At 54.6% G+C, this 22,721-nt stretch carries 21 protein-coding genes and 1 pseudogene; 9 read left to right on the forward strand and 13 right to left on the reverse strand.

From position 1 onward, the window contains the following. Position 1: 1 nt before the first annotated feature. Together efeU and putP are read right to left on the reverse strand one after the other, a co-directional pair. The gene (gene efeU / locus P2W74_RS14420) at positions 2-835 is read right to left on the reverse strand and encodes an iron uptake transporter permease EfeU (RefSeq protein ID WP_276292139.1); all 834 of its coding nucleotides are present in this window, start codon (positions 833-835) and stop codon (positions 2-4) included. 270 nt (positions 836-1,105) lie between these two features. Then, the gene (gene putP / locus P2W74_RS14425) at positions 1,106-2,614 is read right to left on the reverse strand and encodes a sodium/proline symporter PutP (RefSeq protein WP_276292140.1); all 1,509 of its coding nucleotides are present in this window, start codon (positions 2,612-2,614) and stop codon (positions 1,106-1,108) included. Between the two features lie 419 nt (positions 2,615-3,033). On the opposite strand from putP, the gene putA reads away from it, so the two are divergent. Together putA and P2W74_RS14435 are read left to right on the forward strand one after the other, a co-directional pair. Then, complete coding sequence (gene putA / locus P2W74_RS14430) at positions 3,034-6,996, forward strand: trifunctional transcriptional regulator/proline dehydrogenase/L-glutamate gamma-semialdehyde dehydrogenase (protein ID WP_276292141.1); 3,963 nt, start codon at positions 3,034-3,036, stop codon at positions 6,994-6,996. 59 nt (positions 6,997-7,055) lie between these two features. Beyond that, complete coding sequence (locus P2W74_RS14435) at positions 7,056-7,451, forward strand: lysozyme inhibitor LprI family protein (protein WP_276292142.1); 396 nt, start codon at positions 7,056-7,058, stop codon at positions 7,449-7,451. Here P2W74_RS14435 and rutR read toward each other — a convergent pair. The 3 genes from rutR to P2W74_RS14450 all read right to left on the reverse strand — a co-directional run bounded on the left by rutR (position 7,448) and on the right by P2W74_RS14450 (position 9,419). Further along, on the reverse strand, positions 7,448-8,086 hold the full coding sequence (rutR, locus tag P2W74_RS14440; protein ID WP_276292143.1) for an HTH-type transcriptional regulator RutR: 639 nt from the start codon (positions 8,084-8,086) through the stop codon (positions 7,448-7,450). The genes P2W74_RS14435 and rutR overlap by 4 nt on opposite strands. A 69-nt stretch (positions 8,087-8,155) precedes the next feature. Then, complete coding sequence (locus P2W74_RS14445) at positions 8,156-9,091, reverse strand: DMT family transporter (RefSeq protein WP_276292144.1); 936 nt, start codon at positions 9,089-9,091, stop codon at positions 8,156-8,158. 154 nt (positions 9,092-9,245) lie between these two features. Continuing rightward, positions 9,246-9,419, reverse strand: coding sequence for a con-10 family general stress protein (locus P2W74_RS14450; protein WP_012132907.1), 174 nt, complete (start codon positions 9,417-9,419; stop codon positions 9,246-9,248). Positions 9,420-9,804: 385 nt separating this feature from the next. On the opposite strand from P2W74_RS14450, the gene wrbA reads away from it, so the two are divergent. Both wrbA and P2W74_RS14460 read left to right on the forward strand, forming a co-directional pair. Continuing rightward, positions 9,805-10,401, forward strand: coding sequence for an NAD(P)H:quinone oxidoreductase (gene wrbA / locus P2W74_RS14455; RefSeq protein WP_276292145.1), 597 nt, complete (start codon positions 9,805-9,807; stop codon positions 10,399-10,401). A 20-nt stretch (positions 10,402-10,421) separates the two neighbouring features. Further along, complete coding sequence (locus tag P2W74_RS14460; protein ID WP_276292146.1) at positions 10,422-10,649, forward strand: YccJ family protein; 228 nt, start codon at positions 10,422-10,424, stop codon at positions 10,647-10,649. A gap of 36 nt (positions 10,650-10,685) precedes the next feature. On the opposite strand, the gene agp is transcribed toward P2W74_RS14460, so the two are convergent. The 7 genes from agp to P2W74_RS14495 form a co-directional block, all read right to left on the reverse strand. Next, positions 10,686-11,927, reverse strand: coding sequence for a bifunctional glucose-1-phosphatase/inositol phosphatase (gene agp / locus P2W74_RS14465; protein WP_276292147.1), 1,242 nt, complete (start codon positions 11,925-11,927; stop codon positions 10,686-10,688). A gap of 87 nt (positions 11,928-12,014) precedes the next feature. After that, the gene (locus P2W74_RS14470; RefSeq protein ID WP_276292148.1) at positions 12,015-12,725 is read right to left on the reverse strand and encodes an ArsR/SmtB family transcription factor; all 711 of its coding nucleotides are present in this window, start codon (positions 12,723-12,725) and stop codon (positions 12,015-12,017) included. A gap of 57 nt (positions 12,726-12,782) precedes the next feature. Beyond that, positions 12,783-13,541: a sulfite exporter TauE/SafE family protein gene (locus P2W74_RS14475; protein WP_276292149.1), complete on the reverse strand. Its 759-nt coding sequence runs from the start codon at positions 13,539-13,541 to the stop codon at positions 12,783-12,785. Between the two features lie 157 nt (positions 13,542-13,698). After that, positions 13,699-14,205, reverse strand: a complete 507-nt coding sequence (locus P2W74_RS14480) for a protein disulfide oxidoreductase (RefSeq protein WP_276292150.1) — start codon at positions 14,203-14,205, stop codon at positions 13,699-13,701. Next, positions 14,195-14,818 carry a DsbA family protein gene (locus P2W74_RS14485; protein ID WP_276292151.1) on the reverse strand — a complete coding sequence of 208 codons (624 nt, stop codon included), beginning with the start codon at positions 14,816-14,818 and terminating at the stop codon, positions 14,195-14,197. The genes P2W74_RS14480 and P2W74_RS14485 overlap by 11 nt, the downstream gene beginning before the upstream one ends. Next, positions 14,815-16,701, reverse strand: coding sequence for a protein-disulfide reductase DsbD family protein (locus P2W74_RS14490; protein ID WP_276292152.1), 1,887 nt, complete (start codon positions 16,699-16,701; stop codon positions 14,815-14,817). The genes P2W74_RS14485 and P2W74_RS14490 overlap by 4 nt, the downstream gene beginning before the upstream one ends. Positions 16,702-16,749: 48 nt before the next feature. Next, complete coding sequence (locus P2W74_RS14495) at positions 16,750-17,115, reverse strand: copper resistance protein (RefSeq protein WP_276292153.1); 366 nt, start codon at positions 17,113-17,115, stop codon at positions 16,750-16,752. A gap of 256 nt (positions 17,116-17,371) precedes the next feature. Between P2W74_RS14495 and cbpA the strand changes: the two genes are divergently transcribed. From cbpA to pitA, 4 genes and pseudogenes are all read left to right on the forward strand, one after another. Further along, entirely contained in the window at positions 17,372-18,292 is a 921-nt protein-coding gene (cbpA, locus tag P2W74_RS14500; protein ID WP_276292154.1) for a curved DNA-binding protein, read from the forward strand. Then, on the forward strand, positions 18,292-18,597 hold the full coding sequence (cbpM, locus tag P2W74_RS14505) for a chaperone modulator CbpM (protein ID WP_276292155.1): 306 nt from the start codon (positions 18,292-18,294) through the stop codon (positions 18,595-18,597). Before cbpA ends, cbpM begins: the two co-directional genes overlap by 1 nt. An 18-nt stretch (positions 18,598-18,615) precedes the next feature. Beyond that, positions 18,616-18,981, forward strand: a pseudogene (locus P2W74_RS14510) (4Fe-4S binding protein); the annotation flags it as partial. Positions 18,982-19,494: 513 nt separating this feature from the next. Beyond that, entirely contained in the window at positions 19,495-20,994 is a 1,500-nt protein-coding gene (pitA, locus tag P2W74_RS14515; protein ID WP_276292156.1) for an inorganic phosphate transporter PitA, read from the forward strand. A 78-nt stretch (positions 20,995-21,072) separates the two neighbouring features. Here the strand turns inward: pitA and P2W74_RS14520 are convergent, their stop codons facing one another. Continuing rightward, positions 21,073-21,804 carry a dTMP kinase gene (locus P2W74_RS14520; protein ID WP_276292157.1) on the reverse strand — a complete coding sequence of 244 codons (732 nt, stop codon included), beginning with the start codon at positions 21,802-21,804 and terminating at the stop codon, positions 21,073-21,075. 172 nt (positions 21,805-21,976) lie between these two features. Here P2W74_RS14520 and P2W74_RS14525 point away from each other — a divergent pair, with 172 nt between their 5' ends. Then, positions 21,977-22,720 carry a nucleoside/nucleotide kinase family protein gene (locus P2W74_RS14525; RefSeq protein ID WP_276292158.1) on the forward strand — a complete coding sequence of 248 codons (744 nt, stop codon included), beginning with the start codon at positions 21,977-21,979 and terminating at the stop codon, positions 22,718-22,720. Position 22,721: the final 1 nt, after the last annotated feature.

The following is a 22,721-nucleotide window of genomic DNA, read 5'->3' on the forward strand; positions in this document are numbered from 1 at the left end:
TTCAGGGTGCTGTACGAGACGCCGTCGTACCTGCACGAGGCGGCAGCGCAAACAGCACCAACGCCGGAATCAGATAGATAAACCAGACAGCGACTTCACTCACGCTGGGCGCTTCCTGATAGCCGAAAATACCCTCCATCAGCGTTCCAAACAGCGAATGGGTTGAGAGGATACTGCTCATATCAAATGCCACATCCTGGAAGTGGTTCCACAGTCCCGCTTCGTGAAACGCGCGGATCGCACCGGCAGCAAGCCCGGCAGCAACCAGCAAAATGAACAGGCTGGTCCATTTGAAAAAAGCGCCAAGATTAAGGCGGATCCCGCCCCAATACAGTAAGAAACCGAGCACCACTGCGGTGGCCAGTCCCAGCATCGCGCCCAGCGGCGGCCAGAATCCAACGTCCTGTTGAAACGCAGCCAACAGGAAGAACACCGATTCCAGCCCTTCACGGGCAACGGCGAAGAAGACCATCATGACCAACGCCCAGCCGTGATGATTTCCCCGCTGCAATGCGCTGTCGACAGCTTGCTCCAGTTGTACTTTGACGTTGCGCGACACTTTACGCATCCAGAACACCATCCAGGTCAGGATCACCACGGCAATGACTGCCACAATGCCTTCAAACAGCTCTTGTTCCTTCTGCGGAAATTCACCCGTGGTTTCATTGATGAAGATCCCCAGCGCCAGGCACAATCCCGCCGCCAGAATCACCCCAATCCACATCACACCAATCCAGCGACCGCGCTGGGTACGCTTCAGATAGCTGGCGATCAAACTCACAATCAGCGCAGCCTCAAGCCCTTCGCGTAACATAATTAGAAACGGAACAAACATGCCGGGAGCCCTTAAACGTTATTCTCAGTCAACTGATGCAAAGAAAAGTAAATTACAGTGATAGTGATTATCATTACAGAGAAAGAAAACTCAAGCAGAATGTTTTGATTATGATGATTGAATGTAAATATTTGGCTGATTAATGGTTATTAATATTTTGTAGGGCGCTGAGACGAAAAAGCCCGCACATGGCGGGCTGGAGAGTGTTTTTGCCGGATAGCCACGCGTAAGCGTCTTATCCGGCCAGCAGTTCGATACCTTCAGGCTCTGTTACTGCTCCTGCAGACGCGACGGCGGCGCCGAATGGTAATGCGCATCCGCTTTCGCAAAGCGTGCCTGCATAGCGGCAGACGGCGCTTTGTCCAGCAAACTGAAGACCACAATCCCCAGACTACCGAAAATAAAGCCTGGAATGATTTCATACAGGCCCAGCCAGGCGAACTGTTTCCAGACAATGACGGTGACAGCACCGATGATCATCCCGGCCAGCGCGCCGTTGCGGGTCATTCGCGACCACATCACAGAGAACAGGACCACCGGACCAAATGCAGCGCCAAAGCCGGCCCAGGCGTAGCTCACCAGGCCAAGAACCCGGTTCTCAGGGTTAGCAGCCAGCGCGATAGACACCAGCGCCACCACCAGCACCATCAGACGCCCTACCCACACCAACTCTTGCTGGCTGGCCCCTTTGCGCAGGAAGGCTTTGTACAGATCTTCGGTAATCGCACTGGAGCATACCAGCAGCTGGCAGCTGAGGGTCGACATCACCGCAGCCAGAATGGCAGACAGCAGAATACCGGCAATCCACGGGTTGAACAGAATTTGCGCCAGTTCGATGAAGACGCGCTCAGAGTTCTGGTTAACCGCTCCAGCCAGTGCCGGATTATCGTTGAAGTATGCGATACCGAAGAAGCCGACGGCCACTGCCCCCGCCAGACACAGGATCATCCAGGTCATACTGATACGACGCGCATGCACGATGCTGTGGTGAGAGTCCGCCGCCATAAAGCGCGCCAGGATGTGTGGCTGACCGAAGTAACCCAGCCCCCAGCCCATCAGGGAGATAATGGCGACAAAATTCAGCCCTTTGAGCATGTCCACATTCTCAATGCTCTTTTGTTTGATAACCTCCAGCGAGTCGCCAAACCCGCCCACGGCGATAATGACCATTACCGGCGTCAGGATCAGCGCAAAAATCATCAGGCTGGCCTGAACGGTGTCGGTCCAGCTTACCGCGAGGAAACCGCCAATAAAGGTGTAAAGGATGGTCGCTGCCGCCCCTGCCCACAGCGCCGTTTCATAGCTCATGCCGAAGGTGCTTTCGAACAGGCGCGCCCCCGCCACGATGCCTGAAGCACAATAGATGGTGAAAAACAGCAGAATAACCGCCGCGGAGATAATACGCAGAATGCGGCTGTTGTCTTCAAAACGTCCGGTGAAGTAGTCCGGCAGGGTTAACGCGTTATTGTTGTATTCGGTATGTACGCGCAGACGGCCCGCCACCAGCTTCCAGTTGATCCACGCGCCTAATGTCAGGCCAATCGCGATCCAGCTTTCTGAAATGCCTGAAATGAAAATCGCGCCTGGCAGTCCCATCAGCAGCCAGCCGCTCATATCCGATGCACCCGCCGACAATGCGGTCACAAATGGCCCGAGGCTACGGCCACCCAGAATATAATCATCAAAGTTCTTCGTTGAACGCCATGCAATAAACCCAATCAATATCATGCCCAAAATATAGACACAAAATGTCACCAGCATCGGTGTGCTAATAGCCATCAAAAATCTCCAGAATCATTTATCGACAATATCGATACTTGCCGTTTATCCCCTGCCGGAACGTAGCAGTGGTGTGTATGTTTACCAGGGCGCCCGTATCCTGCCGGAAGCTGTGGTCTTTCACAATCGATTTAACACACCATTTACATCAATTTTTTAATCAGCGGCATACCATTTTTCTATAGGTTGCACTCTCTCACATTTTTCACGGTTGCACCTTTAAAAAGTGTTAACTACCGCAGAGAAATAATTCACTTTTTATTTCCTGATTAAAGAACACCCGCTCAATATTTAACAATTAATTCATTTTTGAGCTTGCAAGCCACATCACACTTAACAAGGTTGCACAAAGTTGCAACATAGTAGATATTTCTCGATAACCATTAGTACTACTTACCAGAACAACAGGAGCACACGGCATGGGAACCACCACGATGGGGGTTAAGCTGGATGACGCGACGCGCGAACGTATTAAATCAGCAGCAATACGTATCGATCGCACCCCACACTGGCTCATCAAGCAGGCAATTTTTAATTATCTGGAAAAACTGGAAAACAATGACGCGTTGCCAGAGCTTCCCGCGCTGCTGGCCGGTGCGGCAAATGAAAGCGAAGAATCCGTCGCGCAGCAGGATGAAATCCACCAGCCTTTCCTCGAGTTTGCCGAGCACATCTTGCCCCAGTCGGTTTCACGTGCCGCCATTACCAGCGCATACCGTCGCGCCGAAACCGATTCCGTCGCGATGCTGATGGAGCAGGCCCGCCTGCCGCAACCTATTGCAGAACAGGCACATAAACTTGCCTGGCAGCTGGCGGAAAAACTCCGCAACCAGAAAACGGCCAGCGGTCGTGCCGGCATGGTTCAGAGCCTGTTGCAGGAATTCTCTCTCTCTTCTCAGGAAGGGGTGGCGTTGATGTGTCTGGCGGAAGCGCTGCTGCGTATTCCCGATAAAGCCACTCGCGATGCGCTGATCCGCGACAAAATCAGTAATGGCAACTGGCAGTCACACATTGGCCGCAGTCCGTCTCTGTTTGTCAACGCGGCGACCTGGGGTCTGCTGTTCACTGGTAAGCTGGTATCAACACATAACGAAGCCAATCTCTCCCGCTCGCTGAACCGTATTATCGGCAAGAGCGGCGAACCGCTGATCCGCAAAGGCGTGGATATGGCGATGCGCCTGATGGGCGAACAGTTCGTCACCGGAGAAACCATTGCGGAAGCGCTGGCTAATGCCCGCAAGCTGGAAGATAAAGGTTTCCGCTACTCCTACGACATGCTGGGTGAAGCCGCGCTGACCGCAGTGGACGCCCAGGCCTATATGGTTTCCTATCAGCAGGCGATCCACGCGATTGGTAAAGCCTCGAACGGTCGCGGTATTTACGAAGGTCCGGGCATCTCCATCAAGCTCTCGGCTCTGCACCCGCGCTATAGCCGCGCGCAGTATGACCGCGTCATGGAAGAGCTGTACCCGCGCCTGAAATCGCTGACCCTGTTGGCGCGCCAGTACGATATCGGTATCAACATCGATGCCGAAGAAGCCGATCGTCTGGAGATCTCGCTCGACCTGCTGGAAAAACTCTGTTTTGAACCGGAACTGGCCGGCTGGAACGGTATTGGCTTTGTTATCCAGGCTTACCAGAAACGCTGCCCGTTCGTGATTGATTATCTGATAGACCTGGCGACCCGTTCTCGCCGCCGTCTGATGATCCGTCTGGTGAAAGGCGCCTACTGGGATAGCGAAATCAAACGCGCGCAGATGGACGGTCTGGAAGGGTATCCGGTGTATACCCGCAAGGTGTACACCGATGTTTCCTACCTTGCCTGTGCCAAGAAACTGCTTGGCGTGCCGAACCTGATTTATCCGCAGTTCGCCACCCACAACGCCCACACGCTGGCGGCGATTTATCAACTGGCCGGGCAAAACTACTATCCAGGTCAGTATGAGTTCCAGTGTCTGCATGGCATGGGCGAACCGCTGTACGAGCAGGTCACCGGTAAAGTTGCCGACGGTAAACTCAACCGTCCTTGCCGCATTTATGCGCCGGTCGGCACTCATGAAACGCTGCTGGCCTACCTGGTACGCCGCCTGCTGGAAAACGGGGCAAACACCTCTTTTGTTAACCGCATCGCCGACGCTACGTTACCGCTGGATGAACTGGTGGCCGATCCCGTAGAAGCCGTTGAGAAACTGGCGCAACAGGAAGGACAGGCTGGCCTGCCGCACCCGAAAATTGCACTGCCTCGTGACCTCTATGGTCATGGTCGTGAGAACTCCGGCGGTCTGGATCTGGCCAACGAACACCGTCTGGCCTCTCTCTCCTCCGCCCTGCTCAACAGCGCCCTGCAAAAATGGCAGGCGAAACCGATGCTGGAACAGCCGGTTGCCGACGGGGAAATGGCACCCGTGATTAACCCTGCAGAGCCAAAAGATACCGTCGGTTTCGTGCGAGAAGCAAGCCCAGGTGAAGTCGAACAAGCGCTGCAGAGCGCGGTGGATAGCGCCCCGATCTGGTTTGCCACCCCGCCGCAGGAGCGCGCAGCGATTTTGCAACGCGCCGCCGTGTTGATGGAAAGTCAGATGCAGCAGCTGATTGGCATCCTGGTGCGCGAAGCCGGTAAGACCTTCAGCAACGCCATTGCCGAAGTGCGTGAAGCCGTGGACTTCCTGCACTATTACGCAGGCCAGGTACGCGATGATTTCGACAATGAAACACACCGTCCATTAGGTCCGGTGGTCTGCATCAGCCCGTGGAACTTCCCGCTGGCGATTTTCACCGGTCAGGTCGCCGCCGCGCTGGCGGCAGGCAACAGTGTGCTGGCAAAACCGGCAGAACAGACGCCGCTGATCGCCGCTCAGGGGATTGCTCTCCTGCGAGAAGCGGGCGTACCCGCCGGGGTGGTGCAGTTGCTGCCAGGTCGGGGGGAAACGGTAGGGGCGCAACTGACCGCCGATAACCGTGTGCGCGGCGTGATGTTTACCGGTTCGACGGAAGTCGCCACGCTGTTGCAACGCACGCTCGCCACACGCCTGGATACTCAGGGTCGTCCGATCCCGCTTATCGCGGAAACCGGCGGAATGAACGCCATGATCGTCGATTCCTCCGCCCTCACCGAACAGGTGGTGGTGGATGTGCTGGCCTCCGCGTTTGACAGTGCCGGGCAGCGCTGCTCTGCACTGCGCGTACTGTGTCTGCAGGACGACATCGCTGAACATACCCTGAAGATGCTGCGTGGGGCGATGGCCGAATGCCGAATGGGCAATCCGGGTCGCCTGACCACAGACATCGGTCCGGTTATCGACCATGAAGCGAAAAGCAACATTGAAGGCCATATTCAGGCTATGCGCGCCAAAGGTCGTCCGGTATTCCAGGCCGTCCGTGAAAACAGCGACGATGCCCGCGAATGGCAGACCGGAACCTTTATCGCCCCGACGTTGATTGAGCTGGAAAGCTTTGACGAGTTGCAAAAAGAGGTGTTCGGACCGGTACTCCACGTGGTGCGCTACAACCGTAACAATCTGGATGCGTTGATCGAACAAATTAACGCGTCCGGATACGGGCTGACGCTCGGCGTACATACCCGTATCGATGAAACCATCGCTCAGGTCACCGGCTCGGCACACGTGGGTAACCTGTACGTTAACCGCAACATGGTCGGCGCGGTGGTCGGCGTTCAGCCGTTTGGCGGTGAAGGGTTATCCGGTACCGGACCAAAAGCCGGCGGCCCGCTGTACCTGTATCGCCTGCTGGCACACCGTCCGGAGAAAGCGTTGGGGACGACGCTGGCACGTCAGGATGCCAACTACGCTGTCGATACCCAGGTAAAAACCGCGCTGATTCAGCCGCTGGTGAAATTAACCCAATGGGCGGAAGATCGCCCGGCGCTGCACGCACTCTGCCAGCAGTTCAGCGAGCTCAGTCAGTCCGGAACTCAACGCGTGCTGCCAGGTCCCACCGGGGAACGTAACACCTGGACGCTGCTGCCGCGGGAACGTGTGTTATGCCTGGCGGAAGACGAGCAGGATGCGCTGGTTCAGGTTGCCGCCGTCATGTCGGTCGGAAGTCTGATTTTGTGGCCGGATGATAGCGCCCATCGTGAGCTGGCAAAACGCCTGCCCGCCGCCGTTTCCCAACGTATTCAGTTTGCGAAACGCGATGGACTGACGTCGCAACCGTTCGATGCGGTTATCTTCCACGGCGACTCCGATCAGCTGCGCGCCTTGTGTGAAGCCGTTGCCGCACGCGAGGGTGCCATCGTTTCTGTACAGGGATTTGCCCGTGGCGAAACTAACATTCTGCTGGAGCGGCTGTACATTGAACGTTCCCTCAGCGTCAACACCGCGGCTGCCGGAGGTAACGCCAGCCTGATGACAATTGGCTAAGGCTGTGGTTAATTAAGGCTCCGGTAACGGAGCCTTTTTTTATGGAGCCAGAGGGAAGCATGAACCGAATTTTACTGACGTGCGCTGCGCTGCTGTTGAGCAGTCAGGCGCTGGCCGATGACTGCGCGAACGCCAGCACGCAAACCGAAATGAACACCTGCGCCGCCGCACAATTTCAGGCAGCCGATAAAAAACTCAATGAGACCTGGCAGAATGCGCTGACCCGCGCCGCGCCGCCGCAGCGTGAATTGCTGAAAAAAGCACAGAGCGCGTGGATTGCGCTCAGAGATGCCGATTGCGCATTACTCAGCTCCGGAACGGAAGGCGGTAGCGCACAGGCGATGATCGCCAGTCAGTGTCTGGCAGACAAAACCGCAGAGCGCGACGCTTTTTTAGCCTCGCTGCTGCAGTGTGAAGAAGGCGATTTAAGCTGCCCGTTGCCGCCGGCCGGTTAACGCACGCGAATGCCTTCGATGATCATCCGCTGAACGTTCTCGACCGTTTGGTTAAAAAAGACTTCATCGCGCAGCGTTGCGCCCGTCACAGCTTCCACCTGAGGGGCAAAATCCGCGTAATGCTGCGTTGAAGCCCAAATCATAAAGATAAGATGGTGCGGATCGACGGGCGCAAGTTTGCCGCTTTCGACCCAACCGGCGATCAACGCGGATTTCTCGTCAATCAGCGCCTTCAGATCGCCCGTTAACTCTTCCATCAGTAACGGCGCCCCCGCCAGCATTTCCATGCAAAACAACCTTGAAGCCTGCGGGTAATCACGGGAAACCTCCAGCTTCAGGCGGATATACTCTTTGATCGCCACCAGCGGCGCGAAATCCTCACGAAACGCCTTTAGCGGCGCCAGCCAGATGTCGAGGATCTGGCGCAGTACCGCCACATACAGCGCCTCTTTTGACGGGTAATAATAGAGAAGATTAGTTTTGGATACACCCGCCAGTTCAGCAACCTGCTCAAGCCGGGTACCATGAATGCCAAACTGGGAAAAGGTGTTTAATGCGGCGTTAAGAATGGCCTGGCGTTTTGCGCTAACGGCCTGCGAACGTTTACCTGGTTTTTTGACTGCGCTTTGTGCCATGCGCCCTCTCCTTTTTTATTTGCGATGAGCATAACAAATCTTGCGGGGGTTAACCCAGGATTGGTTTGCTTACTGAGGGTCCGATGGCACTTGCGACGCATCGTCAGCGGTGCTCTCCGCTGAGGTTGCTTTCCGCTTCAACTTCAATTCACTGACCAACACGCCAGCAATAATAAATACCGCGCCCAACAGCGCCAGTAACGGTAAACGCTCTCCGGCAATGCGGCCAAAAATCCCTGCCCATACCGGTTCACCGGTATAAATCACCGTTGCCCGCGTTGGCGAAACGCTGCGCTGCGCCCAGTTCATCGTCACCTGGATAATCGCACTGAAGATGCCCAGTCCGAGGGTAACCACCAGCAATCCCGTAGACATCGGCGGGACCGACTCCCCGGCCGGCGCCATGGCGATGAACGCCACCAGCGATGCTGTTACCAGTTGCACCACCGTCACCCGACGGACATCCACTTTCCCCGCCCATGCGCTGATAAGAATAATTTCAGCCGCAATCGCCACCGCGCTGGCAAGCGTAATCAACTCGCCTTCGCCCAGCGCCAGTAGGTTATCACCCGGACCCGCAAGAAAAATCAGTCCGATGAACGCCAGCACAATGCCCACACAGGGCATCAACCCCGGCATCCGCCCCAGACAAAGCCATTGCAGCAAGGGCACCAGCGGCACATACATCGCGGTGATAAAGGCAGATTTGCTGCTGGGGATGTACTGCAATCCCCAGGTTTGCAGGCTATAGCCGAGCGCTATCGAGACACCGATCGCCACACCTGCTTTACATTCCAGCCAGGTTAACCCGCGCAATGTGCGCAGTGACAGCAACGCCACGGCCAGCGCCGCCGTCGCAAAACGAATACCGACAAAGAAAAACGGCCCGCTCTGGGTGACCGCATATTGCACAGCCAGAAAGGTACCGCCCCAAAACATCGTGATGATGATGAGGATGGCTTCCTGGGGCTTTATGGAGAAGGAGTAACCTGAACGTTGTGACATGGGACACCCAATGAGCAGAATCCCTTTAGTCTGCGTTGCGTTTTGTTACAGTTCAACCTTGCGGACCAAAAAAAACCGCCGGAATATCCGGCGGCGGTGGCCTCATGGCGTGTGAGTATCACCTGCACCCAACGCCATGGAAGATTCAGACAGGCTAGCTGTTACGGTTGCCGTGACTACTTTTGCCCCCTTTTTTGCCTGCTTCTGATGCACGTTGCGGATCGTTCTTGAAGTTACCCCCGCTGTGCTGGCCACCTTTACGGCCTGCTTCTGATGCTCTTTCACGGTCTTCCGCAAAGTTGCCGGAACCGCCCCGATGGTTTGCCATTACTGACCTCCGTCATTGATTAGACATCATACTGCGTAGGTGCCGAGGAGTGACTCCTCACGCAACAGATGGACATCGCCATCATTTTCGCTGCGTGGAAATAAGCTTAGTGAAGTTCCCCTTATCAGCCAGCAAATCGTAATATCCTGCAACAGGATCACCGGAATAAAAGAAATAATCCCCTCCAGAAATCAATAAGCCTTTCTTATGACTAAAAAAAGTCACATGGTTAAAAATGTATCATTTTGCGTCAAAGAGAAGATGTATGAATATTGTTATAAATCAAAAGAATGGTTGTGAAATTTGCACTCTCCCCAGTACGTCATATCTTTAAATGGAGGTAGCGAATCGCTACGGAGACGATAAAACCGAGGAGTAGTGCAAAATGGCAAAAGTTCTGGTGCTTTATTATTCCATGTACGGACACATTGAAACCATGGCGCATGCGGTGGCTGAGGGGGCAAGTAAGGTACAAGGCGCTGAGGTTATCATTAAGCGCGTACCAGAAACCATGCAGCCTGACATCTTCGCAAAAGCCGGGGGTAAAACGCAGAACGCCCCCGTTGCAACCCCACAGGAACTGCCAGAATACGACGCGATTATTTTTGGCACCCCCACCCGTTTTGGCAATATGTCCGGTCAAATGCGCACCTTCCTGGATCAAACGGGCGGGCTGTGGGCTTCCGGCGCGCTGCACGGCAAACTCGCCAGTGTCTTTAGTTCAACCGGAACCGGCGGCGGTCAGGAACAAACCATTACATCGACCTGGACCACCCTGGCGCATCACGGAATGGTGATTATTCCTATCGGTTATGCCGCACCGGAATTGTTTGACGTTTCACAGGTTCGTGGGGGGACGCCATACGGCGCGACCACGATTGCAGGCGGTGACGGCTCACGACAGCCAAGCCTGCAGGAACTCTCGATTGCGCGCTACCAGGGCGAATATGTCGCGGGCCTGGCAGTAAAACTTAACGGCTAATCTTCAACAGGAGGATTCGAATGCCAACTCAAGAAGCGAAAGCTCATCGCGTCGGCGAATGGGCAAGTCTGCGTAATACGTCACGAGAAATAGCCGAGGCCATTTTTGAAGTCGCCCAGTACGACGAAAAACTGGCGGAAAAGATTTGGGAAGAAGGCAACGATGAAGTGTTGATCAAGGCCTTCAATAAAACAGATAAAGATTCGCTCTATTGGGGCGAGCAAACCATCGACCGTAAAAACGTGTAGCGATAACTCCCCCGTTCACACGGGGGAGCCTTTCCTTTAGTTTGCCGCGTCGTTCAACACACGATCAAACTGGTCGATCGGACAGAATCCATTCGAGTCTATCGGGCACCCTTTAAGCTCCAGCGTCACACGCTGCGCCGGTGATTTAAGCGTCAGAACCTCCGCATTACGCAACTGCTGCGTACTCTGGTACACATACTCGATTTTCATCAGATCGCGATTGGCTTTACTGTCATGCCAGCGCTGGAACACAATCTTACCGCCAATCGGCGTACGCTCATTCTGGTTATGTAACTGATACGGTTTGAAATCCAGCGCGGTTAACAGTGACGCGATGTTTGAGTCATGACCGACCAGTACGGTGATTTTCGGCGCACTGCTGCGCTCGCTCACCAGCGCTTTATCAATATATTTCACCAGCGGCGCGGCCACATTACGCGCCACCTCGCCGGAGGTAAACAGGCTGTCCTGATAACCGTTTTTCAGTTTCGACAGCACTTTCCATTGTTGGTCGGTTTTAATCTCGCCCCAGGCCACCTTTTCCATCGGGAACCCTTCGTAATACTGCAGCGTAAAGGCATCGACCAGTGAATTCCCCACCTTCAATGGACCTGAAACGCCAGGCTCTTGTTGGTATTTCGCGCTAAAGCTGTCTTTGGCATCGAGAAGCGAACACTGCTGTTTTTCTTTGCAGGACGGCGAGTCTTTGTAGTTCGTCATCTGCTCCAGCAACTGATAGCTCTCATTAAGCTGCATCTGGCTGCGCTCTTTCTCCATCGCGAGAACCGCCTTCTCGCTAAACGCCGCGGAATCATCGGTGATCACCGGGTTAAAGGTCGGGTCCATGGTGCCCATTTTTTCCTGATGGTGTACAGGAATGTCGCATCCAGGGAATGCCCCGGTGATAAAGAACTGCGCCGTGGCTACCGTGCGTTGCAGGCTGTTGGCATAGGTGTAGACCGTATCCGGCGCCGGGCATTCGCCTGACTTCACCATCCCCTGCTCTGCCAGCCACTCGCGCATATAATGGCCCATATACACTTCCAGCACCCCTCCTTTGGTGGTGAGCTGACCGCCTGGCACATCCCATTCAGGCCACTTATTTGGCGTAGATTGTTCAAGGACGCTGCCATTATTGGCCAACGGCGCGCGCAGGTTATGTCGGCTCATCATTAACACTTGTTGCAGTTGATAACCTTCCGGCGTGGTCTGCGCCTGTGCGTGACCCGACAACAATAAAACCCCTGCCACACTTGCGGCGAGTAACGATTTTTTCATCCCTACAACCTCTTGTTGTTATCAAATTTCTCTAAGTGTGACAGAAATATGACATTTTTCCGGGAACGCTTTCGCAAAACGGAAGATTTACCGCAACGCGGTAATGCCAAAATGAAGCTGGAGTTTGCGGATACCCAGCGGCGTAAAGGTGACCTGGCGACTGCCCGCCGTGGTTGTGATCCATCGTTGTTGTTCGAAATAGGTCAACAGAGCGGCACCGAGTACGCCCCCGGTATGGTAGCGCCGCTCACTCCAGTCCAGGCAACCGCAGCTCAGCTTTCTGCGCGACACGCCAGCGCCGGTCTCGATACCTATTTCGGCGAGTTTGTCCTGCCCCAGCGGCGTTAACGCGTCGCCCTCCGCGGTTATCCATTGCCGGGAAATCAGGGTGTCAAAAAGCATGACGGCGATTTCTCCTGCAAGATGGTCATAACAGGTGCGCGCATGGCGTAAACTGAGCGGCGTGGCAATTTTACGTGTTGTGGAAGACGCCCACGCCACTCCCATTAGCCGTTCCAGCAATTGCGCTATCTCTGTGCTTGCCAGCCGAAAATAGCGATGCCGCCCCTGAGCCAGCGAGATAACAAATCGTTGCTCACACAAGCGCGCCAAATGCGCGCTGGCGGTAGATGCCGAAACATCCGCCACCGCACTGAGTTCCGTCGCCGTCCACGCGCGCCCATCCATTAAGGCGCTCAGCATGCGTGATCGCGATTTATCCGCCATCACCGCAGCGGTCAGCGCCATCCTTGACTCGAGTTCGTACTCCTCTTCATTTTCTGAAATGAACGACGTCATAAGCCCCTCTTTAACCCGCATAATCTGCATTGACCCTGGCACGGAATCCCCGCAAAGTCACGATGCAGCGCGGAGTATCATTTCGAGACCCAGCCCCATCAGGCAGAGCAAAAAGCAGCGTTTAAACACTAACGGTGATATCACCCGACGCACACGGGTGCCGATCCACTGACCGACGAGCGCGGGAATAATGGCGAATGCCGATAAAGTGACCGACTGAACCGGCAGCGCGCCGTGCCACCATAATCCGAGCGCTAGTGCCAGCGTCGAGAAAGTGAAAGAGATGCCCAACGCCTGTACCAGTTCCTCTTTCTCAAAGCCGAGGGACTGGATCCACGGCACCGCGGGCATCACGAAAACACCGGTGCCGCCGGTCAGCAGCCCTGTCACTACCCCCACCATCATCGAGACCGGTTTTTCACGTTGTGGATCGACCCGGATTCGTTTCCCGGCCAACGTCCAGAGCGCGTAAAGAATCAGCGCGACGCCAAGCGCGAACTGCGTGCGCCGGGTGTCTCCGCCCGCAATCCAGACGCTGGCAAGCAATGTGGCGACAACCACCATCGAAAGCATCGGCCAGAGACGTTTCAGCAGTGTCCGGGTATTGCCGCCACCGCCGAACTGAAACAGATTGCTGATCAGTGAAGGTAACAGCAGCATCGCGGCGGCGGCGACCGGGGAGACCAGCGCCCCCAGAATCCCCATCGCCACAGTGGGCAGCCCCATACCGGTGACGCCTTTCACCATCCCCGCCAGCACAAAGGTAGCGGTAATCATCAATATCAGGTAAAGCCCAGACTCCCAGAATACGACCATACGTTGTCCTCCCGAAAAAAGCCGATACGCGATAATGTCCGTTATTCTCCGGGCTTGCTTCGTTGGGGAGCGAAATATGGCTTCCGGGGATGAGGTGATGAGGAGTCTGGCTGAAAGGCGGAAGCATGGAAAAATGCCGGGTTTCCCCGGCACGGTTTCAGAACGTTTTAGCCCACCACAGTCGAAGTTTCATCCCCCAGTAGCTGGTCCAGCCGCTGGTGGTCGAAACGACCTCTCCCTTTGAGACGATCACCAGCGTCGGCGTTACGCTGATTTCCCAGCGTCGGGATATCTCGCCGCTCGCATCATTGATAACCGGGAAAGTGACATTTTTGCGCGTCAGCCAGCGGGCGACGTCGGCCTCGCTGCCAGAGCGTAGCGCAATGGTCATCACGTTTACCCCTTCCTGGTGAAGCCGCGCGACATCCGGGGTCGTGAAACGACACACGCTACACCAGCTTGCCCAAAAATAGAGCAAGACCGGTTTCTCTTCGCTGAGTTTCCCCAGGGTGACGGTTTCCCCGTCCACCGTTTGCAGCGGCGTGCTGTCAAAAGAGGGCGGAACCTGTGGCGCGCGCCAGGCATCGACCAGCATCGTGACGACGACCAGCAGCGCCAGCAAGATAAGCCCTTCACGCAGCCAGCGCCGTAACTTACTGACCATTGGCCGCCGCCAGCTTCTCTTTGACGACCTCTTCCAGCGTCTCCCAGGACACGGCGCCTAGGATCATTTCATCCCCGATGATGGTCGCGGGCGTCCCCTGAACCCCCACCAGCCGGGCAAGCTGCAGGTTGGTACTCAAGGTCTCATTGCTTTTTTCATCCAGCGTCACCGCTGTCGCACCGGATTTTTCCTGCGCCTGGGCAATGCTGGCGGCGGTGTGATATCCCCGTTTCTGCATCAGTTTTTCATGCAGCGCCTGGAACTGTGCAGGATGTTCGCGCCAGGTCGTCAGCGCTGTACGCGCCGACAGGACCGAGCTTTCCCCCTTAAAGGGCAAAGGCTTAATCACCACTGCAACCTGAGGGTATTTCTGCACAATCTTTTCCAGCATCGGATCAAGCTGTTTGCAGTAGGGGCAGTTGTAGTCCGTAAAGTTGATGAGCGTCAGCGTCGCTTTTTTCGCGCCAATACGCGGACTGGCAGGATCGTTAAATAACGCTTCCTGAATCAGCGCTTCGATCTGCTTTTCTTGCTCTGGGGTAAACGGGGCTGCCTCTTGCGCCAGACTCAGACCAGTAAACAGGGTGAAGAACAGAACAATCAGGTATTTCATGGCATAACTCCTTTTGCGTTTACCAGCGTTTGCAGGACCATGTCCTGAGTCAGTAAGGTGGGTAACGCCTGACCGTCCGGTATTCCGGGGCCATAAATTTGGTTAAAGGGCACGGCGACGCGGCCACGTTTTTTCAGAAAATCAGACAGCTCAGCGGAAGGCAGCGTCCAGTCGCCTCGCAGGGCGACAACATCCGGCTGTTGCAGCGCCTTCTGTACCGCCTCTTTCTGTAATGCGTTGTATTTATTGACCTTACAGGTGATGCACCAGTCTGCGGTGACGTCGATAAACACCCGTTTGTTTTGCGCCAGCGCCTGCTGAATGGCCTGCTCGCTCAGGGGCTGCCAGACCACGCTCTCTTTTGCCGGGGCGGGAGTGGAGAATCCAAAGTGTGGCAGCAGAAGCGTTGCCAGCCAGATTGCAGATCCCAGCATCATCAAACCCAGCAGGCGTCGTAGTCCGTTCATCCAGCGACCGGGACGTGGCAGACTCAACGCCAGGCCGGGGCGCAACGCGACCAGCAACCACGGCAGACTCATCCCCAATCCAAGTGCGAGAAACAGCCCCCACAACGTCGGAAGCGGCGCGGTGAGTGCCGCCGCCACGGCGGTACCGAGGAACGGCGCGCTGCACGGTGTCGCCAACAGAGTGGCAAATGCCCCCTGCCAGAAGTGGCCGGACATCCCGTTCCCCCCCTGGGTCGCCAGTCGCGTTGTCATTGCCGAAGGAAGACGGAATTCAAACAGCCCAAACAGGCTGGCGCTGAAGGTCAGCATCACCACCACCATGACGCCAATAAACCACGGATTCTGGAACTGAATGCCCCACCCGAGCGCCTGATTCGTCAACCGCAGCACGGTCATCAGCAGCGCCAGCGCCATGAAGGAGGCGATAATTCCCGCCACCGACGCGAGGAATTGTCGCCGCACCTGTTGTCGTTTTTTCTCCTCCACCAGCAATACTGAGCCGAGCTTCATCCCCAGTACGGGCAACACACAGGGCATCAAATTGAGAATAAATCCACCCAGTAATGCCATCAGAACCACTTGCCAGAGCGGCAAGGCAGCGCTTTCTGTCACTGGCGCAGGGGCGACACCTACCGAGAGCGTGCTCTCCTGCGCGATCCCTTCATTGGCCAATACCAGCGTGAGTCTCTTACCGCGGAGATCCGGCGCCCCCTCTCCCCAGCTATCGCGAACGGGGATCGTCGCCTGTAATGTCGTCCCCGCAATATGGAATTGAGGTTTACCGGTTTCCACGTCATCGACAGTATCGAGATACAAGCCAGGGGTTGACCAGCCTCCCGCCCGCTCGGCTTCAACCACCAGTTCCCCGGCGCGCGCGCCCACGGTAATGGAATCGGTCAGTCCCTGAGACAGAGGGACTCGCCCCATCGCCTGGGCAAAGTCATGCGCAAAGGTCGCATCCTGGCGGGACGGCGTAACGGAAAACGCATAATCGGTCAGCAGACAGACGTTGCTGCACGTTGAAAGCGCCAGGATACCGGCGATTTTCTCCGGCGCGTTTCCCCGAATCACCAGCGGGAAACTGACCTGGTCGTGATACCCCTGCGTGGTCAGATTCGCCACCTCAAAACGCGAAGGCGTTGGCCAGAACCAGTCGACGGCAGGCATTTCGCCCTTCCAGGTAATCGCAGGGGCAACCCCTCCCTCCCCGGGTGAACGCCAGTAGGTCTTCCAGCCGTTTTCCAGCTTTACCTCCAGCAACAGCCGGGTTTCGCCCTGCGCGGTGGTATCGGCACGCAGTTGCACACGGGCATGGTCATTCTCTGGCGAACGCAGCCAGCCGTCGTCTGCCGCCCAGGATACGGGCAGCCATAGCAATAACAGACAGAACAGCATCTGCCTGAAAACAAGAATCATATTTTTTCTCCATGAATAATTAACTTACCGTTAGCACTAACCGGTCTGTCATTCACGGAACACGCAAAAGCGTAGATGAACTCTGAGTGTGGGGGGCGAGATGGCTCGCGGAGGGAAAAACGGCAGGCGAACAACCCGCAGGGGTGCCAGCAGGGCAAGGAGCAGGCAAAGGACCAGAATCGCCCCTTCGAACATCACGGGCGGCGACGCCAGCAGTGATTTTGCGCTAAGTTCGCAGGGTGTAACTGCCGACGTGGCTTCTTCGGACGGCGCATTCGGCTGGACGGCCACGATGGTCGCGGCTGTTTCCATCTGCAACGTGTGCAGGCCCGCCATGCGCTGCGCGGTGCAAATCATCACCACGACACATGCCAGACACAGAAACCACCATCCCATCCGTTGTCGTTTCGCCATTACACCCTCACTGATTGACGCGGGTTATCTTAGCCCCTGGGGAGGTTTTGGCAACCTTTGGGCTGTAAAGTTATGTCCGCAGCCTGATTTCGCGCCCGCAATGCCCTTCAGGAGAACCGGTATCCGGGACTCATTTCATTCAACAAAATGATGTTTTGCTGTTTGCAGACGCGTTTCTTAGGATTACCCTACACTTAACGGTGATGTCTTTTCAGGGGATTTCCTTTGCATGCCGTGATTTACGAGAGAGAACGCTATGGAATTAAAGGATTATTACGCCATCATGGGCGTAAAACCGACGGACGATCTCAAGACTATCAAGACCGCCTATCGCCGACTTGCCCGCAAGTACCATCCTGATGTCAGCAAAGAACCCGATGCCGAAACCCGCTTTAAAGAGGTTGCTCAGGCGTGGGAAGTGCTCAGTGATGAACAGCGCCGGGCAGAATATGACCAGTTGTGGCAGCATCGCCACGATCCGCAATTTAACCGCTCATTCCAGCAAGGCGAAAGCCAAAGCTACAACACTGAAGATTTCGACGATATTTTTTCGTCGATTTTTGGCCAGCACGCCCGACAGTCTCGCCAGCGCCCGGCAACCCGTGGGCACGATATAGAGATTGATGTGGCGATATTTCTCGAAGAAACCCTGACTGAACACTCGCGAACCATCAGTTATACATTGCCGGTGTATAACGCATTGGGTCTTGTGGAGCGAGAAATCCCCAAAACGCTGAACGTAAAAATCCCGGCGGGTGTGGGAAATGGACAACGTATTCGTCTCAAAGGCCAGGGAACGCCAGGCGAAAACGGAGGACCCAACGGCGATCTGTGGCTGGTTTTCCATATTGCGCCGCATCCTCTGTTTGACATCGTCAATCAGGATCTGGAGATCGTCCTGCCGCTGGCGCCGTGGGAGGCCGCACTGGGTGCCAAAGTCACCGTGCCGACGCTGAAAGAGAGTATTTTACTGACGATCCCACCAGGCAGCCAGGCGGGACAGCGATTGCGCATCAAAGGCAAAGGGCTGGTGAGCAAAAAACATACCGGCGACCTGTATGCGGTGATTAAGATTGTGATGCCGTCAAAACCGGATGCCGCCGCCGCAGCACTCTGGCAACAGCTGGCGGAGACACAAACGTCCTTTGAACCGCGCAAAGAGTGGGGGAAAGCATAATGGCGAACGTGACCGTCACCTTTACCATCACCGAATTTTGTCTGCATACCGGTGTGTCAGAAGAAGAACTCAACGAAATTGTCGGTCTGGGCGTGATTGAACCCTACGAGCGCAAAGCGGCCACCTGGCAATTCGACGACCATGCCGCCTCTGTCGTGCAACGTGCCTTGCGGTTGCGGCACGAACTGGCGCTGGACTGGCCGGGCATTGCCGTTGCGCTCACCTTGCTGGAAGAGAATGCGCAATTAAGGGAGGAAAACCGATTGCTGCGCCAGAGACTTTCGCGCTTTATTACGCATCCCTAATTTCAGGGCAGCGTAAGCTGCCCCTATGGTGCCCTGCCTGGCCTGTTTTCCCTGCTTTCCCCGTTCAAAATTCGCCGCAACGCGCAACCCTGTATTGATTGCGGAAAATGTGCGAAAAATTGCCCGTCGCGGATCCCGGTGGACAAACTGATTCAGGTGCGAACGGTTGAATACACCGGTTGTATGACCTGCGCGGAGTCCTGCCCGGTCGCGTCAACGCTGACCTTTTCCCTGCGCACGCCAACGGGAAAAACGCAAATGAGTCGTGGAACGCTGTCGGGCAGGATGATGACGTTGCTGATACTCGGTATTCTGTTTGCCAGCATTACCTTTGCGATGTTGATGAGGGGCCGGGACAGCCCGGTGCCGCAGCCGTATTTATAGCACCACTCTCAGTCTGCAATGCGCTTTTTTCGCATCAATGGGGGAGAGTGAGACTCAACCAGTTAACAAAGATATGATTGCACATGAATATATCACTGGCATGAAATCCATTTTTTCAGATCCTATATCTAAGCCCGCATTATTCTAAATATCCGAGAGAATGATATACCTGAAAAAAGCGCAGGAAAACGGCCCCGAAATATTCATAAACCAAATATCAAAAACACTATTATCACTTTATTTTTTACGTTGACTGGAAATCATGCAAGCGCTGTTCTGATTTCATAAAATATGCCTCACACGGACTTCATAACTTAAATTGAAAAGCCCCGAAAGGGGGATAAAAACAGGACAAAAACAAACAACTATCCATTTGAATAGAAACAACAATTATTTGTGCGCGTAAAACAATCCTGGCGCCACAGCCAAAAAAATAATATTTCACTTTGCCCGAATCGCTAAAGTCACTGATAATGCGTCCGTCTGTATCCTCAAAATGGCGTAATATTCTCTATGCTACATTTATTTGCTGGCCTGGATTTTTATACCGGGTCGATGCTTTTACTTGCTCTGGCCTTTGTCCTGTTTTACGAGGCAATTAACGGATTTCACGATACCGCCAATGCGGTAGCGACCGTCATCTATACGCGTGCAATGCAACCTCAGCTGGCGGTGATTATGGCTGCGGTTTTCAATTTTTGTGGCGTCCTGCTGGGTGGGCTCAGCGTAGCCTATGCCATTGTGCATATGCTACCGACGGATTTGCTGCTCAACATGGGCTCGTCGCATGGCCTCGCGATGGTTTTTTCCATGTTGCTGGCAGCGATTATCTGGAACCTGGGTACCTGGTATTTCGGCCTGCCCGCCTCCAGTTCCCACACACTGATCGGCGCGATTATCGGGATCGGGTTAACCAACGCATTGATGACAGGCAGATCAGTGGTCGATGCGTTAAACATCCCGGCGGTGATGAATATCTTTGCTTCGCTCATCGCTTCTCCTGTCGTCGGAATGGTGATCGCAGGCGGTCTGATTTTCTTGCTGCGTCGTTACTGGAGCGGCACCAAAAAACGCGCGCGCATCCACCGACTCCCAGAGGAACGAAAAAAGAAAGGCGGTAAAAAGAAGCCCCCCTTCTGGACGCGTATCTCGTTAATTTCCTCCGCTGCTGGCGTGGCATTTTCTCATGGCGCAAATGATGGTCAGAAAGGAATCGGCCTGGTGATGCTGGTACTGGTGGGGATCGCGCCTGCCGGTTTCGTGGTAAACATGAACGCGACCGGATACGAAATAACCCGCACCCGTGACGCTATTAGCAATCTGGAGGCCTACTTGCAGCAGCATCCCGATCTGCTGAAGCAGGTCATCGACAAAGCTCAGTTACCCGCAACATCGACGGCTGATACCACACAGCCGATGGCGTTTCATTGTCACCCGGCGAATACGATGGATTCCCTTAACCGCGTCAAAACGCTCCTGCCTGCGAATATAGAGAATTACGACGCATTAAGCATTCCGCAGCGCAGTCAGTTACGGCGCATCATGCTGTGCATCTCCGATACGGCGAATAACGTGGCAAAACTGCCGGCTCTCAACAGTAACGACGTCCATCTGTTGAAGAGGCTGAAAACCGATATGCTGAGCACAATTGAATATGCCCCAGTCTGGATCATCATGGCGGTCGCGCTGGCGCTGGGTGTTGGCACTATGATTGGCTGGCGTCGCGTGGCAACCACTATCGGCGAAAAGATCGGTAAAAAAGGCATGACCTATGCCCAGGGAATGTCCGCACAGATAACAGCCGCGGTCTCCATCGGTCTTGCCAGTTACATCGGTATGCCCGTTTCCACAACGCATGTGCTCTCTTCTGCCGTCGCGGGAACGATGATTGTCGATGGCGGAGGATTGCAGCGAAAAACAGTGACCAGTATTGCAATGGCCTGGGTGTTTACGTTGCCTGCGGCGATTCTGCTCTCCGGGATCCTTTACTGGGCTTCCCTGCAACTGCTCTGAATTCACTGGCAGTTTAACGACACGGGATAGGCGTGAAAATGCCCAGTTCACAAACTGGGCATACAAAGCGATACACGTTTAAGGAAGGTGGAGGTTAATCGCCCGATTATCGGGGCTGCGATGATAGCCGCAGGCGGTCATAAACTCCGCTATCGCTTTTTCCGCATCTATCAGCACCTCATCCAGCGACTTATTGGCATCAATATCGACCAGTTTCGCGCCGCCAAACGTCAGTTGTGGCGTTATCGCTATCTTTTTAGCCAGCGCTTCTCTGCGATGATCGGGCTTGCGTGCACAGGCAACGTTGAGATCAACATTCAGCTTTATCACCAGGTCAGGCTGGTGACTGGCCATCCAGTGAAACGCAGTACGCTCAAGCTCTGCCAACCAGGAAACAAAACGGCTCCCTTTCGCATCGGCAGGAAAAACGGTGCCATCGTAAGCGCCAGGAATTTGCACCTGAGGAAAACGGTCGGTTAATACAATTAACCCACGACGGCGACATCCCAGCATATGACGAAAACGCAGTAACCGGCGAAGCACGAAGGACATAATAACTAAAGCCGGTACTGGGCCGGGCAATTTCTTTGCCGTTTTAACCTTATTACGCTCAATAGCTTTACCCAATGACTTCCCCATTAATGGTAATTTAACCACTGCACGTCCGACATTCCCCGCCTGCTTACCTAAATGCACTCTTTCCGCAGGGCCATATTTCAGCAAGCAAGTAATAAGATATTCACAAACCGTTGACTTCCCTGAACCATCGCTGCCAATGACAGCTATTAGCGGAGGTTTTATTGATTGCATAAATACACCTTCACTTAAAATATTCACCATGAATATTTTCTTGTTAATATATCCTCGAGGATATGATTGTTAATACTAAAACTACAATTAGTCATTGTCACAACTTTACTGAACAGATATTCTGGGCACAGGACAGGTAATATACAATCATTTCTTTAATACTGGATTTTTCGTGAGTCAATATACTATTCCCACTATTAATCCCCCCTTCGTGCGGGTGATTGCAATAGTCGGCTGCGATGGTTCAGGTAAATCAACCCTGGCAACCAGCCTGGTTAATCATCTGGCATCACACATGCCGACAAAACTGCTTTATCTCGGGCAGTCTTCTGGTCGTATTGGTGAATGGATCGAACATTTGCCATTAATCGGAGCCTCTTTTGGTCGTTACCTGCGGGCAAAAGCGACGCGCGTACACGAATCCCCATCCGCACCTCCTGGGAATATGACGGCATTGGTGATCTTTTTGCTCTCCTGCTGGAGAGCGTACAAATTTCGCAAAATGTTGACACAAAGTCGGCAGGGAACCTTATTCATCGTCGATCGTTATCCCCAGGTGGAAGTCCCTGGGTTCCGTTTTGACGGGCCGCAGTTGGCAAAAAACCCCGGCGGTAATCGCTGGGTACGGTTCCTGAGAGCAAACGAAATCAAATTGTATCAGTGGATGGCCTCCTGGCTGCCTCTGCTGCTGATCAGGCTGGATATCGATGAACAAACCGCCTTCTCGCGTAAGCCGGACCACCAACTTTCCGTGCTTCACGAGAAGGTCGCCGTCACGCCGCAACTCGCGTTCAACGGGGCGCCGATCCTCGAACTGGACGGTCGCGGGGCGGCGGACAACATTCTTGCTGAGTCATTACGCGCAATTCAGACCGTCCTTGGCGATCCCCGGATCGGGTTCGCGATTCCCTTTTGAG

This window comes from Citrobacter enshiensis (assembly GCF_029338175.1).
GTDB classification, from domain to species: domain Bacteria; phylum Pseudomonadota; class Gammaproteobacteria; order Enterobacterales; family Enterobacteriaceae; genus Citrobacter_D; species Citrobacter_D enshiensis.

Coding starts and splice junctions, on each gene's coding strand:
- P2W74_RS14480 (WP_276292150.1), bottom strand. CDS start 14,205: ATGGTCAGTAAGTTACGGCGCTGGCTGCGTGAAGGGCTTATCTTGCTG.
- P2W74_RS14445 (WP_276292144.1), bottom strand. CDS start 9,091: ATGTCACAACGTTCAGGTTACTCCTTCTCCATAAAGCCCCAGGAAGCC.
- cbpA (WP_276292154.1), top strand. CDS start 17,372: ATGGAATTAAAGGATTATTACGCCATCATGGGCGTAAAACCGACGGAC.
- P2W74_RS14520 (WP_276292157.1), bottom strand. CDS start 21,804: ATGCAATCAATAAAACCTCCGCTAATAGCTGTCATTGGCAGCGATGGT.
- P2W74_RS14435 (WP_276292142.1), top strand. CDS start 7,056: ATGAACCGAATTTTACTGACGTGCGCTGCGCTGCTGTTGAGCAGTCAG.
- putA (WP_276292141.1), top strand. CDS start 3,034: ATGGGAACCACCACGATGGGGGTTAAGCTGGATGACGCGACGCGCGAA.
- P2W74_RS14470 (WP_276292148.1), bottom strand. CDS start 12,725: ATGACGTCGTTCATTTCAGAAAATGAAGAGGAGTACGAACTCGAGTCA.
- wrbA (WP_276292145.1), top strand. CDS start 9,805: ATGGCAAAAGTTCTGGTGCTTTATTATTCCATGTACGGACACATTGAA.
- P2W74_RS14450 (WP_012132907.1), bottom strand. CDS start 9,419: ATGGCAAACCATCGGGGCGGTTCCGGCAACTTTGCGGAAGACCGTGAA.
- putP (WP_276292140.1), bottom strand. CDS start 2,614: ATGGCTATTAGCACACCGATGCTGGTGACATTTTGTGTCTATATTTTG.
- P2W74_RS14485 (WP_276292151.1), bottom strand. CDS start 14,818: ATGAAATACCTGATTGTTCTGTTCTTCACCCTGTTTACTGGTCTGAGT.
- cbpM (WP_276292155.1), top strand. CDS start 18,292: ATGGCGAACGTGACCGTCACCTTTACCATCACCGAATTTTGTCTGCAT.
- P2W74_RS14460 (WP_276292146.1), top strand. CDS start 10,422: ATGCCAACTCAAGAAGCGAAAGCTCATCGCGTCGGCGAATGGGCAAGT.
- rutR (WP_276292143.1), bottom strand. CDS start 8,086: ATGGCACAAAGCGCAGTCAAAAAACCAGGTAAACGTTCGCAGGCCGTT.
- P2W74_RS14490 (WP_276292152.1), bottom strand. CDS start 16,701: ATGATTCTTGTTTTCAGGCAGATGCTGTTCTGTCTGTTATTGCTATGG.
- pitA (WP_276292156.1), top strand. CDS start 19,495: ATGCTACATTTATTTGCTGGCCTGGATTTTTATACCGGGTCGATGCTT.
- agp (WP_276292147.1), bottom strand. CDS start 11,927: ATGAAAAAATCGTTACTCGCCGCAAGTGTGGCAGGGGTTTTATTGTTG.
- efeU (WP_276292139.1), bottom strand. CDS start 835: ATGTTTGTTCCGTTTCTAATTATGTTACGCGAAGGGCTTGAGGCTGCG.
- P2W74_RS14475 (WP_276292149.1), bottom strand. CDS start 13,541: ATGGTCGTATTCTGGGAGTCTGGGCTTTACCTGATATTGATGATTACC.
- P2W74_RS14495 (WP_276292153.1), bottom strand. CDS start 17,115: ATGGCGAAACGACAACGGATGGGATGGTGGTTTCTGTGTCTGGCATGT.